Consider the following 14,109-nt stretch of genomic DNA (forward strand, 5'->3'; position numbering starts at 1 on the left):
CCGCCGTCCTCCGGGACCACGCCCCTGGTGGGGGCCGCACCAGGACCCCGGCACGGCCCCCACCAGGCGCTCAGCGACGACGTCGCAGGAGCACGCCCCCGCCGGTCAGGACCCCGGCCAGACCCAGTGCCGCCAGGGAGACACCGGTACGTGCCAGGCCCGAGCCGGGCCTGCCTCCCTGCTGCGCGGCGGCCTGGGCGGCCGCCCCGGCTGAGGGCCCTACCGCCGGGTCTACCGCCGGTGCCGCCGCCTGGTCGGTCCCGGGATCCGCCGGGGTCTCAGGCCCGGGGGTCGGGCTGGGCGCGACCCGAGTGTCCTGCCCTGCCACGTAGCGGATGTCCAGGGATCCGCCTCCTGCGGGGCTGGTGGTGTCGGCGCGGAAGGCCACCGTCCTGACCCCCTTGGAGTCAGTGAGTACCTGGACCAGCCCCAGCGTCCCGTCGTCGGAGTTGAGGTGGAAGGAGCGCGGGGTGTAGCCCTCGAAGCGCTTAATGAGCGTCTCGTCGGTCAACGGGTAGCGCATCTCCTGGCCGCGGTGGACCGGGACCTGCTCCTCCACGGGGTTGCCGGCGGCGTCGTTGAAGTACTCGTGGATGAGGTCGGAGGGGGCGCCCTCCATGGGGTGCTGGTAGCGCACCGTGAGGGTGAAGGCCTCCCCCAGCGGCTCCTCGACGAGGGCGTCCATGACGTCCTCAAGGGCCGTGACCTCCTGGGAGACCTGGTCCGCGGTGGCGTAGGCGGCCTGGTCGCGCAGGGTGGCGGCGGTCGCGATCTCGGACATGAGGGCGGCGCGCGTCCCGGGGGTGAAGCCCTTGCCCTCGGCGGGCACGCGGGCGATGGCGGCGTCGTACCGGGCGTCCAGGGCGGTGGTGTCCACCGGGGTGTAGTCCTCGGTGGTGGCCGCGGCGACGGCAGCGTCCAGGGCGGCGACGGCGTTGTCAAAGTCGCGGTGGGTGACGAGCTCGCCCTCCCTGGGTGCCTTGAGGGTCACGGCGTCGGGGGTGGCCAGGAGCTTCTGGCCGGTGGCCACGGCCGCCACCAGGGTGTCGTAGCTGGCACGGGTCAGGCGCCTGCCGTCCTTGCCGTTGGCCTCCAGCAGGGTAGTCGCGCCGGTCAGGGACGTGGTCAGGGAGGTGCGGTCGTAGGGGGCCGGGGTCAGGGCGTCGAAGGCGGTGTTGAGGCTGGTCCGGGCCGCCTGGATGTCGGCGTTGGTGGGGGCGTCGGCGCCTCCGGCCCGGGCCCTGATCACCAGGGCCCGGGCGGCGGTGTCCTGGCTGAGGTAGGTCTGCTTGGTGGTCTCCTCAAGGAGCATGCCGGCGTCCACGGCCGCGGAGTAGGTCGACCAGTGCTCCGTAATGGCCTCCTCCAGCTCGTGGGTGTCCGTCACGGCGGTCTCCTGGGGGACGCTCACCGTGCTCTCCACCCCGCCGAGCGTGAGGGTCACGCTCGTGCCGCGTACGCCCCTGAGGGGGCCGTCGCTGGAGAAGACGGTCTTGTCGTAGGTGCCCTTGGGGTCCTCCTCGGACCACAGCAGACGGGATCTGACGTACTCGTTGTGCCTCACGCTATTGGTCTCAAAGGGCAGGTAGTACCGGCCGTCGAACTCCTCCACGCCGACGTCCTGGGAGGAGATCGGCATGGCGACCTCGCCGTAGAGCATGATCTCGCGGGCCTGGCTCAGGGAGTCGTAGCTCAGGGTGGCCACCCAGACGGTGGCCTGCTGCTCACCATATTTTGTGTTATAAGTCACCGTCTGCGGTGTGGCGTGGGCCTTGACCCAGTCCAGGGAGTGGGCGTCGGAGGCCTCAGCGGCCACAGAGGCCGGGGCGAGGAGGGGCGTCGCAGCCGTGCCGACGGGGAGCACCAGGGCTGCTCCCAGGGCGAGCGCCAGGGCGCGTGAGCGACGTGCTGCCATAAGGGTCTCCTTGGGGTGTCGGGGTTATGGTGTCCGCATCGGCGCGGACACACAGGTGAGACTAACCTTAGTTCCCGGGAGCGTCTATGAGGTCAGGCACGTCTGCCCTGGTCAGCGGCCATTTCCGTAGCCGCGGGCACCAGGACGTCCGCCCAGAGGCGCTCAATCGCGGCACGCAGCTCCTCGCGCGTCCCGCTGTTGTCAAGCACGACGTCGGCCACCGCGCGACGCTGCTCGTCACTGGCCTGGCTGGCCAGGCGGGCCAGGGCCTCCTCCCGGCCCAGGCCCCGGCCCTCCAGACGGGCCAGGCGCACCTCGCACGGGGCCTGCACCACCACGACGTAGTCAAAGCGCGACGCCGCCCGCTGCTCGACCAGGAGTGGCATGTCGTAGACGGCCACGCGCCCGGCCGGGACCGCGGCCAGGCGCCGCTGCGCCCGGGCGGCGACGAGGGGCAGGACAATGCCCTCAAGACGTGCCCGCTCCCCGGGGTCCCTGAAGACGCGGGCCCCCAGGGCGGCCCGGTCCAGCGACCCGTCCGCCCGCAGGACGTCCCCGAAGGCCGCCGCGACCGCCGCCAGGCCCGGCGTGCCGGGGGCCACCACCTCACGGGCCAGCACGTCGGCGTCCACGACGGTGGCCCCCAGGTCGGCCAGGACGGCGGCGGCAGTGGACTTGCCCGAGCCGATCCCGCCGGTCAGCCCCACGTACAGGGCCCGGGCACCCGCCGGGCCCGAGTACCCGCCGGACCCGGCCGACCCCGCCCCGGTGGGGGCCGCCCCGCCCGGCCCCGCACCGCCAGGGGCCGCACCCGTGCCGGGCGCGCTCACCGCCGGTAGCCTGCCGCCCAGGCCAGCAGCGCCTGCGCCAGGACGGCGACGTCCACGTCCGGCGGGACGTGGAGGAACCCGGCGGGCAGGCCCGTGCGCACCCCCGCGTAGAAGGTCGTGTTGCACACGTAGGTGCCTGCGTCCCAGGACTCCTTAGCCTCCAGGCCGGCCTGGGTCAGGACGTCCACCAGCGCGGCGGTGTCGACCGTGGCGAGCAGTCCCTCCGGTCCCCCTGCCTCGACCACGCCCTGCTGTGAGGGCCGACCGTCCTCGTCCACGCCCTCCTGCTCGTTGGCCGCCACGCACTCCACCCGCAGCACCTGGGCGTCCCCGGCCAGTCCCAGGCTCAGCACGGCCCGGGGGCGGTGCACGCGGGCGAGCTCACCCAGCTTCGCCGGGGCCCCGGTGAAGCTGACGGGCAGCACCTCGGCCGCCACGTCGTCACCCGGCGCGGCCTGCAGCGCCCGGACCACCTCCTGGGAGGGGTTGACGGCGTGGGGGCCAAAGGGGCCGAAGCCGGTGATAAGGACCGGGGAGCTCACAGAAGCGGTCATGCCCGCCATTGTGCCCCACGCCGCGGGAGCCCGGGGAGCGCATGCCACGGCACAGTAGTCAGCGTGACCGCCGTACGGGAGCCGGGGAGCACGTGAGCCCCGGGTCCGGCCCGCCTTCCGGGCGCACACGGCCCGCCTGCCGTTCTCACGGGCAACAAGTACCGTTCTCACGAGCAATAAGTACCGTTCTCACGAACAATAAGTACCGTTCTCGCGACGAATAAGTACCGTTCTCGCGGTGGGCGACCGTTACATGGGCGACCAGGTCAGTCCGCCGTCGGTGGAGACGATCCAGGTGCTCTCCCCCGCCGTCGCCCAGGAGGGGTAGCCCACCTGCACCTCGATGCGGTGGGAGTCCCCCCGGGCGTCCTGCAGGAAGTGCCCGGCCGGGTCGTCGCCCAGTGCCGCGGGGACGGTCACCTTGCTCCAGGTGGTCCCGTCGTCGGTGGAGACGTAGATCTCTCCCCCGGTGGCCGAGCCCGTCCCCGCCACCAGGACCCCGTTCAGGGCCACGTAGGCGTACGGGTCACCGCGCAGGGCCACCCGGCTCTGGGCCTCCCACCGGCCGTTGCGCAGCCGGTAGGCGCACACCATGCCGTGGCCCTCCAGGACCCGGGTCTGCCTCGCCCCCCGGGCGGCCACGGCCTGGTCCGCGTCCTCCTGGTCCAGGCGCGGGCAGCCCCTCGGGTCGTTGACGCCCAGGGTCGGCCCGGGTGTGGCCGTGGGCCCGGGTGTCGGGGTAGCCGTGGGCCCGGGCGGCCGCGTCGCGGGCGCCATGGGGACAGAGCCCGTCGGGAGGGGAGGGGGAGCGGTCGTGGGCGACCAGGTGGAGGGCAGGTCCGCGGGGGTGCGCCCACAGGTTGCGGACACGTTCTCATTGTCCCACCGGGCCTTCTGGACGCACGCGATGTACCTGCTGATGAGCTCGTTCCTCTGGGCCCGGCGCTCCGCGAGGAAGGGGCCCACGCCCCTGTGGAACAAGAGGTCGGAGTCTGAGGCCACCGGGTTGGTCTCGGGGTACCAGGTGACCCCCTCCTTGTCGACGTACTCCTTGCTCTCCAGCAGGCCGAGACCGCCCACGTAGCCCATACCCACCAGGACGAGGGAGGCCACCACGACCACGCCGTTGACCAGCTTGACGGGCAGGGCCAGGACGTCGGCGCCCTGCCCCTGCCCCTGGTCGTCAGCAGGGGGCCAGGACCAGACCACGCCCAGCAGCAGCACCGAGGAGATCACCAGGCACAGGCTGAAGGGGCCCGGGGCCAGCACCACGGGCAGGCCCAGGAGCCACGGCAGGCAGGCCAGGCACAGGCAGACCCCGGCGGTCACCGCCGCCCATCTGCGTAGCCGCTTTACCCGGGTGCCCACGACAGCATCATAGGCGTGCGCGCCCTGACGCACACGGATATGCCCGGCCCCCGGGAAGGGGGCCGGGCAGTGAGCGTGGTCCGGCCAGCTGGCTCAGTTGCCGGTCAGCTTCTCGCGCAGGGCGGCCAGCGCCTCGTCGGAGGCCAGCGTACCGGTGGCCTCCGAGGGGGCCGAGGAGTAGGAGGTGGAGCCCGACGCCGGGGCGCCGGAGTCGGTGTCCTCCTCCATGGCCCTGGCGACCTGGGCCTTGTGGGCCTCCCAGCGGGCGTGGGCGGCCGCGTACTCGGCCTCCCAGGCCTCGCGCTGGGCGTCGTAGCCCTCCAGCCACTCGTTGGTCTCGGGGTCGAAGCCCTCGGGGTACTTGTAGTTGCCGTTCTCGTCGTACTCCGCGGCCATGCCGTAGAGGCTGGGGTCGAAGTCGTCGGAGCTGGGGTCCACGCCCTCGTTGGCCTGCTTGAGGCTCAGGGAGATACGACGGCGGTCCAGGTCGATGTCAATGACCTTGACGAAGACCTCGTCACCGACCTTGGCGACCTGCTCGGGCACCTCGATGTGGCGCTGGGCCAGCTCGGAGATGTGGACCAGGCCCTCGATGCCGTCCTCCACGCGCACGAAGGCGCCGAAGGGGACGAGCTTGGTGACCTTGCCGGGCACGACCTGGCCGATGGCGTGGGTGCGGGCGAAGGCCTGCCAGGGGTCCTCCTGGGTCTTCTTGAGCGACAGGGAGACGCGCTCGCGGTCGAAGTCGACCTCGAGGACCTCGACGGTGACCTCCTGACCGACCTCGACGACCTCGGAGGGGTGGTCGATGTGCTTCCAGGACAGCTCGGAGACGTGGACGAGGCCGTCCACACCACCGAGGTCCACGAAGGCACCGAAGTTGACGATGGAGGAGACCACACCGGTACGGACCTGGCCCTTCTGGAGGGTCTGGAGGAAGTTGGTGCGGACCTCGGACTGGGTCTGCTCGAGCCAGGCACGGCGGGACAGGACCACGTTGTTGCGGTTCTTGTCCAGCTCGATGATCTTGGCCTCGAGCTCACGACCCACGTAGGGCTGGAGGTCACGGACACGGCGCATCTCGACCAGGGAGGCGGGCAGGAAGCCGCGCAGGCCGATGTCGAGGATGAGACCACCCTTGACGACCTCGATGACGGTGCCGGTGACGACGCCGTCCTCCTCCTTGACCCGTTCGATGGTGCCCCAGGCACGCTCGTACTGGGCACGCTTCTTGCTCAGGAGCAGACGGCCCTCCTTGTCCTCCTTCTGGAGGACCAGGGCCTCGATCTCGTCGCCGACCGAGACGATCTCGTCAGGGTCGACGTCGTGCTTGATGGACAGCTCGCGAGCGAGGATGACGCCCTCGGTCTTGTAGCCGATGTCAAGGAGGACCTCGTCGCGGTCGACCTTGACGACAGTGCCCTCGACGATGTCGCCGTCATCGAAGTACTTGATGGTCTCGTCGACGGCGGCGAGGATCTCCTCGGTCGAGCCGATGTCGTTGACGGCGACCGGGGCGAGGCTGTTGGTGATGGTCATTGAGTGGTTGCTCCGAAACGGACAGGTTGGTCGGGTCAGCAGATACCATGCGTCCCCCGACGCCGCGACCCAGCCCGGACTGGCCCGCGGCACGGTCGGGCCGACGACGTCACCTCCGGCAGAAGATGCGTCACCAGCCCTGGAGCGCATGGCCCCGGACTCTACCAGGGATTCGTGCGTTCTCACCGCATAGGAATCAAGACGCCATACCGTCCTCATATATGTGATGCATCACATACGGGGGTGACCTCGCACCTTGCACACCTGTCAGTGTGCTGCGTCGCGCCAGGTCCGGCCACGCCCCAGGGAGACGTCCAGGGGTACCGAGAGCTCGGCGGCGGCCCCCATGCGGCTCCTGAGGACCTCCTCCACCGTCCCGGTCTCCCCGGGGGCCACCTCCACCAGGAGCTCGTCGTGGATCTGCAGCAGGATGCGGCTGGAGCAGCCCTGCTCCCCCAGCTCCTCGGCCACGTCGACCATCGCCTTCTTGACGATGTCGGCAGCGCTGCCCTGGATGGGGGCGTTGAGGGCGGCCCGCTCGGCCATCTCCCGGCGTTGGCGGCTGTCGCTGGCCAGGTCCGGCAGGTAGCGGCGGCGTCCGAACATGGTCTGGGTGTAGCCGTCGCGCCGGGCCTGCTCCACCACGCCCTCCAGGTAGTCGTGGACCCGCCCGAACCGGGCGAAGTAGGCGTCCTTCAGGGCCGCGGCCTCGGCGTTGTCAATGCCCAGCTGCTTGGCCAGCCCGTAGGTGGACAGCCCGTAGGCCAGGCCGTAGCTCATGGCCTTGACGTGGCTGCGCTGCTCAGGCGTGACCTGGGACACGGGGACGTCGTGGACCAGGGCCGCCACGTAGCGGTGCAGGTCCTCCCCGCTGCGGAAGGCCTCAATGAGCGCCTCGTCCCCCGACAGGTGGGCCATAATGCGCATCTCGATCTGGGAGTAGTCGGCGGTCACCAGGCACTCGTAGCCCCGGCCCACGGTGAAGGCCTCACGGATGCGCATGCCCTCCGGCGTGCGGGCGGGGATGTTCTGCAGGTTGGGGTCGGTGGAGGACAGGCGCCCGGTGGCGGTCACGGTCTGCTGGAAGGTGGTGTGGACGCGCCCGTCGGGCTGGACGGCCTTGCGCAGGCCCTCGACCGTCTGGCGCAGCTTAATGGCGTCGCGGTGCTCCAGGAGGTGGCCCAGGAAGGGGTGGGAGGTCCTGGCGTACAGGTCGGCCAGGGCGGCGGCGTCGGTGGTGTAGCCGGTCTTGGTGCGCCGGGTCCTGGGCATCCTCAGCTCGTCGAACAGGACGGCCTGGAGCTGCCTGGGGCTGGAGAGGTTGAGCTCGTGGCCCGCGGCGTCGTAGGCCCCCTGGGCGGCGTGGGTGACGCGGGCGTCGAGCTCGGTCTCGCGCTCGGCCAGCACGGCCTCGTCCACGGCGATGCCGTCGGCCTCCATCTGGGCCAGGCAGCTGGCCACGGGCATCTCCAGGCCCTGGTAGAGGTCCAGGACGCCGCGCTGGCCCATCCGCTCCCTGAGCGCCTCCTCCAGCGCGGGCAGGAGGGCCGCGCGGCGCGCCGCGGCCAGGGCGGCGGTCGGCGTGGCGTCCTGGCCCAGGGACTCCAGGTCGAAGGCCCCCTGAACCTGGGCGGGCCCCTGGGCCTCCAGGTCGACCCCGAGCCAGCGCTGCGCCAGGGAGTCGATGTCGTAGGCGCGCTGCTCGGGACGGCACAGGTAGGCCCCCAGGGAGGGGTCCCCCACGACGCCGTCCAGCCCCAGGCCCCGTGCGCGCAGGGCGTGCCAGGCGCCCTTGGCGTCGGCGACGACCTTGGGGCGCGAGACGTCGGTGAGCAGCGCCGCCAGCGCCGTCTCGTCCTGGGGGGAGACCAGGGTCAGGTCGATGACGACGGCGGCCGTGCCGTCCGACAGGGCCAGGAGCTCGGGGTCGGCCTGGCCCGGGCGCAGGCTGCCGGTGACCACGACCCCCAGCACCCCGGCCTGCCCGTCCGCTCCCCCCAGGTGCCCGGCGAGCCAGGGCCCCACCGCCCCGGGCTCGAGGTCGGCACCCAGGACGGCCGGGGTCAGGGAGGCCAGGCGCCCCGCCAGGCGGTCCCCCGGGGCGGGGCCCGCGTGGTCGGCGGAGTCGGCGAAGGTCAGGATCCGTCCGGCCCGCTGGGCCAGGGTACGCAGCTCCAGGGACTCCATGACACCGGTCAGGGCGGCCCGGTCGGCGCCCGCGAGCCTGAGGTCCCGGCGCACGTCCAGGCCTAGGTCGACGTCGGTCAGGAGGCGGTTGAGGCGGCGGTTGCGCACGACGTCCCCCAGGTGGTCGCGCAGGGACTGGCCGGCCTTGCCCCGGATCTGGTCGGCGTGGGCGATGACGCCGTCGAGGCCGTCGTAGAGGCTGAGCCACTTGGCGGCGGTCTTGGGGCCCACCCCGGGCACCCCGGGGAGGTTGTCGCTGGTCTCGCCCACCAGGGCCGCCAGGTGGGGGTAGCGCTGCGGAGGCACCCCGTAGCGCCTCTCGACCTCGGCGGGGGTCATGCGGCGCAGGGTGGACACGCCCCTGACGGGGTAGAGCACGGTGCACCGCTCGGTGACGGTCTGGAGGGAGTCACGGTCCCCCGAGCAGACGAGGACCTCCATGCCCGCCTCCTGGGCGCGGGCGGCCAGGGTGGCCAGGATGTCGTCGGCCTCGACGTTCTCCTTGGTCAGGGAGCGCACGCCCATGGCGGACAGGAGGTCCTGGATGAGGGCGACCTGGCCGACGAAGGGCTGGGGGGGCGCGTCGCGGTTGGCCTTGTAGAGGGGGTAGTCCTGGGTGCGGAAGGTGCCTCCGGGCAGGTCGAAGGCCACGGCCACGTGCGTGGGGCGCTCGCTGTCGATCAGGGACAGGAACATGGAGGTGAAGCCGTGGACGGCGTTGGTGGCCTGGCCGGTGGAGGTGGTGAAGTTCTCGACCGGCAGGGCGTAGAAGGCGCGGAAGGCCATGGAGTGGCCGTCGACGAGGAGGAGCCGCGCGGGGTCGGTGCTGGCGGTTGAGGTACTCACCGTGCCAGCCTACGGGTATGAGTCAGGCCCTTCCCCCCGGTTCCGCCGGCGGCCCCTGCCGCCCCGTCCCCTCCGGGCCCGGGGCCGCGCGGTGGGAGGACCGCGAGCGCGCCACGCTCATGGAGACCCTGGGCATGAGGGTCGTCCGACGTGATGCTCACCATACCGTGGTCACCATGCCGGTGGACAGGGCCCTGCAGGTGGTGGGGATCCTCCACGGGGGCGCGAGCGCCGCCCTCATTGAGACGGCGGCCTCGGTGGCGGCGCGGGAGGCGGCACCCGAGGGCCTGGTGCCGGTGGGGGCCGAGCTCCAGGTCTCGCACCTGCGCCCGGTGAGCCAGGGCACGGTGAGGGCCGTGACGCAGCCGCTGCACGTGGGACGCCGCACGACGGTGTACGAGGTCAGGGTCACCGACGTGTCCGAGCACCTGGTGGCACGCGGGACCCTGCGCAGCCTGTACGTACCGCACCCCTGAGGCAGGGCCCCTCAGGAGGACTTGGAGGACTTGGAGGAGCCGACCTGCTCGATGACGGCGTCGGCGACCTCGCGCATGGTCAGGCGGCGGTTCATGGAGGTCTTCTGCAGCCAGCGGAAGGCGTCGGGCTCGCTCAGCCCCATCTTCTCCATGAGCAGGCCCTTGGCCCGGTCCACGCGCTTGCGGGTCTCGAAGCGCTCCTGGAGGTCGGCGACCTCGGACTCCAGGGAGGAGATCTCCTCGTGGCGGCTCACGGCGATCTCCAGGGCCGGGATGAGGTCGGCGGGGGTGAAGGGCTTGACCACGTAGGCCATGGCACCGGCCTCGCTGGCACGCTGGACGAGCTCGGTCTGGCTGAAGGCGGTCAGCATGACCACCGCGCAGTCGTGCTTGTCGAGAATGCGCTCGGCGGCCGTGATGCCGTCGGTGACGGGCATCTTGACGTCCATGACGCAGATGTCGGGCCGGTGCTCCTCGGCGAGACGGATGGCCTCCTCGCCGTCGGCGGCCTCGGCGACGACCTCGTACCCGGCATCAGTGAGGGTCTCCACGATGTCAAGACGGATGAGGGTCTCGTCCTCGGCGACGAGGACCCTGCGGGATCGGGTGGTGGAATCGGTGCTCACGCGGCGATACTAGTATGCTGGTAGGCGTCACGCTCTCTGAGCGAGCCAGGAACTGGTATGACGTACGTGTGACATACCGTTCCCGCAGGTTAGAGCGGCGGTTGACGGTGTAGGTCACGCGAATCACGTGGCTGAGAGCCTCCGTAGCCCAATCGGTAGAGGCATCCGACTCAAAATCGGAGCAGTGTGGGTTCGAGTCCCACCGGAGGCACCGCGCCGCCCACGTGGCGGACACGACGGTGTCCCCGCCACGGGTGGTGGCGGGGACACCGTGGGCCGGATGGCGCCGTCGGGCTCAGTCGTAGCGGTAGTCGCTGCGCTCCCCCACGGTGTGGATGCGGATGGAGTTGGTCGACCCGGGGGTGCCCGGGGGCATGCCGGCCACGATCACCACCGTGTCCCCGAGGTTGGCCAGGTTCTTGGTCTGGAGGACCTCATCGACCTGGTCCACCATCTCGTCGGTGTTGGTGACCTCGGGCACCTCGTAGGTGGACACGCCCCAGGAGACGGCCAGCTGGTTGCGGGTCGAGGTCAGGGGGGTGAAGGCCAGCAGCGGGATGGCCGAGCGCAGGCGCGACAGGCGGCGGGCCGTGTCGCCGGACTGCGTGAAGGTCACCAGGTAGTCCACGTCGAGCTGCTCGCCCATCTCGGCGGCGGCACGGGTGAGCACCCCGGCGCGGGTCTGGGGGTAGGAGCCCAGCGGCGCGATGCGCTCGCCGCCGCGCTCCTCGACGTTCTCGATAATGCGGGCCATGGTGCGCACGGCCTCGATCGGATAGGCGCCCACCGAGGTCTCCCCGGAGAGCATGACGGCGTCGGCGCCGTCGAGGATGGCGTTGGCGCAGTCGGAGGCCTCGGCGCGGGTGGGGCGCGGGTTCTGGATCATGGACTCCAGGACCTGGGTGGCCACGATGACCGGCTTGGCCTGACGGCGGGCCAGCTCGATGGCGCGCTTCTGGACCAGGGGCACGGACTCCAGGGGCATCTCCACGCCCAGGTCGCCGCGGGCCACCATAATGCCGTCGAAGGCGGAGACGATGTCGTAGAGGTTGTCCACCGCCTGGGGCTTCTCGATCTTGGCGATCACGGGGATACGCACCCCGTACTCGTCCATGATGTCGTGGACGTCCTTGATGTCGTCGGCGCTGCGCACGAAGGACAGGGCGATGATGTCGGCGCCGATCTTAATGGCCCAGCGCAGGTCCCCGCGGTCCTTCTCGCTGAGGGCCGGCACGGAGACCGCCACCCCGGGCAGGTTGAGGCCCTTGTGGTTGGAGACGTAGCCGGGGACCTCGACCTTGGTGACCACGTCGGTGTCGGTGACGGCCACGACGCGCACCGCCACGTTGCCGTCGTCAATGAGGAGGCGGTCACCGGGACGGCAGTCCCCGGGCAGCCCCTTGAAGGTGGTGGAGACGCGCTTGACGGTGCCCAGCACGTCGTCGGTGGTGATGGTGAACTCGTCGCCCTTGTGCAGCATGACCTTCTGGTCGTTGACAAAGGTCCCCAGGCGGATCTTGGGACCCTGGAGGTCGACCAGGACGGCGATGGCGCGGCCGGAGGCCTGGGCGGCCGAGCGGATCCGGTCGATGACCTCCTCCTGGTCCTCCGCCCGCCCGTGGGAGCGGTTGATCCGGGCGACGTTCATGCCAGCGTCCACGAGAGCCTGCACCTGCTCAGGGGAGTTTGTGGCCGGTCCGAGGGTGCATACGATCTTTGCTCTGTGCATGGGCCTATAGTAGGCGACGGGCCCCGGGCGTGCGACAGTAACACCCCGGACGGGCCTAACGGGCAGGGGCGGGTCAGCCGGCCGCGGCGCCGTCCCCCTCCTCCCGGGGCCCTCGGCCAGGAGCCCGCGCCGACCTGGGGCCGGGGGCGTCCGGCTCCTCGACGGGGCCGGGTGCGTCTGGCTCTCCCTCCGGCTCCTCCTCCTGGTCCTGGTCCCCCTGGTCCTCTCGGCCCGGCGTCGCGGTCGGGTCCTCCCCACCGGGTCCGCCCCGGGCGCCGCGGTCGGGGCAGGCCACGGCGTCGTCGACGGGCTGGCACAGGGTGTAGCCCACCAGGCCCAGGACGAAGACAAGCAGGGACGTCCACACGTTCAGGCGCAGCCCCAGGACGTGCTGGGCCTCGTCGACCCGCAGGTACTCGATCCACCCCCGGCCCGAGGTGTAGACCATGAGGTAGGCCCACGCCAGGCGGCCGCCGGTGGCGCCGTCACGTGCCAGCAGGTGGCGTCCCAGCCACACCAGGAAGGCCGCGCCAGCCAGGTTCCACAGGGCCTCGTAGAGGAAGGTCGGGTGGAAGAGCGTGCCAGGGGCGTACCCCACGGGGGTGTGGGCGGCGTCGATCTCCAGCCCCCAGGGCAGGGTGGTGGGGCCGCCGAAGAGCTCCTGGTTGAACCAGTTGCCCACCCGGCCGATGGCCTGGGCCACCAGGAGGGCGGGGGCGACGGCGTCCACGAAGGGGGCCAGGCGCAGGCCGCGGCGGCGCAGCAGCCAGGCCACGGCGGCCGTGCCCCCCGCGACACCGCCCCAGATGCCCAGGCCCCCGTTCCAGACCTGGGGGATGAGGGACAGGTCCCCGTGCGGTCCGAAGTAGGCGTCCGGCGAGGTCAGGACGTGGTAGAGGCGCGCGCAGACGATCCCGGCCGGCACCCCCAGCAGGGCGGCGTCCAGCACCACGTCCCTGCCCCCGCCCCGGGCCCGGTAACGGCGGTCCGACCACCACACGGCCACGAAGACCCCGGTGAGGATGCACAGCGCGTAGGCCCGTAGCGGGAAGGGCCCCAGGTGCCACACGGAGCGTGAGGGGCTGGGGATGGAGCAGGGCGGGACCGCACGGGTCGCGGCCAGGCCGGTGATCAGGGTGGCGACGGTAGGCACTCAGGAAACCTCTCGGTGGGCGGCGGGCAGGAGGGCCGGGTGGCTGCCGGCGGCCACGAGCTCGGCGACGAACTGCTGGGGGTCGGCGGAGCGTATGAGCGCCTCCCCCACCAGGACCACGTCGGCGCCGGCGCGGGCGTACTCCATGACGTCGTGGGCCCCGCGCACGCCGCCCTGGGCGATACGCATGGTGGCGGCGGGGACGACCTCGGCGACCTGGGCGAAGCGGCCCGGGTCGGCCCTGCGGTTCCTGGGGTCGCGGGAGTCCACGCTGACGGCCCGGGCCCCCAGCCGCAGGGCGGTGAGGGCCTCGGCGCGCGTGTGGGCCTCGACGACGGCGAGCATGCCCAGGGAGTGGGTGCGCTCCACCAGGCTCTCCAGGATCAGGGGGGCCAGGCGCGCGTCGAGCATGAGCAGGTCCGCGCCGTGGGCCCGGGCCTCGTGGACCTGGTAGGGGGTGACAATGAGGTCGTGGACCAGGACGGGGACGTCCACCGCCCGGCGCACGGCGTCCAGGTCCGCCAGGGAGCCGTGGCTGCGCAGGGGCTCGGTGACCACCGAGACGCAGGCCGCCCCCCCGGCCTCGTAGAAGCGCGCCAGGACACCGGGGTCCCCGACCCCGGAGAGGTCGGAGAAGGTGGCGGTGGCGCGCCTGACCTCGGCGATCACGGAGACCGCCCGCGCCTGCGTGCACAGGACGGCCACGGCGTCCAGGGCCCCCGGGGCGGTGCGCACCATCTCACGGACCCGGTCCAGCGGCAGGCGCTCCTCCCGGGCGGCCACGGCGAGGCGTGCGGCCTCGACAGCACGTAGAAACGCCTTCACACGCACCTCCTCACCGATGGGATGGACGGGGGCCTCCATCGTCCTCGCCCTGTGGCCCGTG

11 protein-coding genes and 1 tRNA gene are annotated in these 14,109 nt (G+C 71.9%); 2 read left to right on the forward strand and 10 right to left on the reverse strand.

Going from position 1 to position 14,109, the window contains the following annotated elements; translation table 11 throughout:
• Positions 1-70: 70 nt before the first annotated feature.
• The 6 genes from C3V41_RS03740 to polA form a co-directional block, all read right to left on the reverse strand.
• A complete protein-coding gene (locus C3V41_RS03740) occupies positions 71-1,915 on the reverse strand; it encodes a hypothetical protein (RefSeq protein ID WP_106109160.1) in 1,845 nt (614 codons plus the stop codon).
• Between the two features lie 92 nt (positions 1,916-2,007).
• Entirely contained in the window at positions 2,008-2,745 is a 738-nt protein-coding gene (gene coaE / locus C3V41_RS03745; protein ID WP_368033283.1) for a dephospho-CoA kinase, read from the reverse strand.
• Complete coding sequence (locus C3V41_RS03750) at positions 2,742-3,299, reverse strand: pyroglutamyl-peptidase I family protein (RefSeq protein WP_106109161.1); 558 nt, start codon at positions 3,297-3,299, stop codon at positions 2,742-2,744. Before C3V41_RS03750 ends, coaE begins: the two co-directional genes overlap by 4 nt.
• 249 nt (positions 3,300-3,548) lie before the next feature.
• A complete protein-coding gene (locus tag C3V41_RS13040) occupies positions 3,549-4,667 on the reverse strand; it encodes a hypothetical protein (RefSeq protein WP_165271551.1) in 1,119 nt (372 codons plus the stop codon).
• A 93-nt stretch (positions 4,668-4,760) separates the two neighbouring features.
• Positions 4,761-6,206 carry a 30S ribosomal protein S1 gene (rpsA, locus tag C3V41_RS03765; protein WP_106109164.1) on the reverse strand — a complete coding sequence of 482 codons (1,446 nt, stop codon included), beginning with the start codon at positions 6,204-6,206 and terminating at the stop codon, positions 4,761-4,763.
• Between the two features lie 267 nt (positions 6,207-6,473).
• Complete coding sequence (polA, locus tag C3V41_RS03770) at positions 6,474-9,179, reverse strand: DNA polymerase I (protein WP_254423715.1); 2,706 nt, start codon at positions 9,177-9,179, stop codon at positions 6,474-6,476.
• 77 nt (positions 9,180-9,256) lie between these two features.
• Here polA and C3V41_RS03775 point away from each other — a divergent pair, with 77 nt between their 5' ends.
• On the forward strand, positions 9,257-9,715 hold the full coding sequence (locus C3V41_RS03775) for a thioesterase, FlK family (RefSeq protein WP_106109166.1): 459 nt from the start codon (positions 9,257-9,259) through the stop codon (positions 9,713-9,715).
• 11 nt (positions 9,716-9,726) lie between these two features.
• Here C3V41_RS03775 and C3V41_RS03780 read toward each other — a convergent pair whose 3' ends face one another.
• Entirely contained in the window at positions 9,727-10,341 is a 615-nt protein-coding gene (locus C3V41_RS03780; RefSeq protein ID WP_106109167.1) for an ANTAR domain-containing response regulator, read from the reverse strand.
• Positions 10,342-10,478: 137 nt separating this feature from the next.
• Here C3V41_RS03780 and C3V41_RS03785 point away from each other — a divergent pair.
• Positions 10,479-10,552 (forward strand) — tRNA-Leu (locus tag C3V41_RS03785).
• Between the two features lie 84 nt (positions 10,553-10,636).
• Here the strand turns inward: C3V41_RS03785 and pyk are convergent.
• The 3 genes from pyk to C3V41_RS03800 all read right to left on the reverse strand — a co-directional run bounded on the left by pyk (position 10,637) and on the right by C3V41_RS03800 (position 14,048).
• Positions 10,637-12,070 (reverse strand): pyruvate kinase, encoded by a 1,434-nt coding sequence (gene pyk, locus C3V41_RS03790; protein WP_106109168.1) that lies wholly within the window; start codon positions 12,068-12,070, stop codon positions 10,637-10,639.
• 73 nt (positions 12,071-12,143) lie between these two features.
• Complete coding sequence (gene lgt / locus C3V41_RS03795) at positions 12,144-13,223, reverse strand: prolipoprotein diacylglyceryl transferase (RefSeq protein ID WP_441299715.1); 1,080 nt, start codon at positions 13,221-13,223, stop codon at positions 12,144-12,146.
• Positions 13,224-14,048, reverse strand: a complete 825-nt coding sequence (locus C3V41_RS03800; RefSeq protein WP_254423670.1) for an indole-3-glycerol phosphate synthase TrpC — start codon at positions 14,046-14,048, stop codon at positions 13,224-13,226.
• Positions 14,049-14,109: the final 61 nt, after the last annotated feature.

This window comes from Actinomyces sp. oral taxon 897 (assembly GCF_002999235.1).
Lineage (GTDB): Bacteria > Actinomycetota > Actinomycetes > Actinomycetales > Actinomycetaceae > Actinomyces.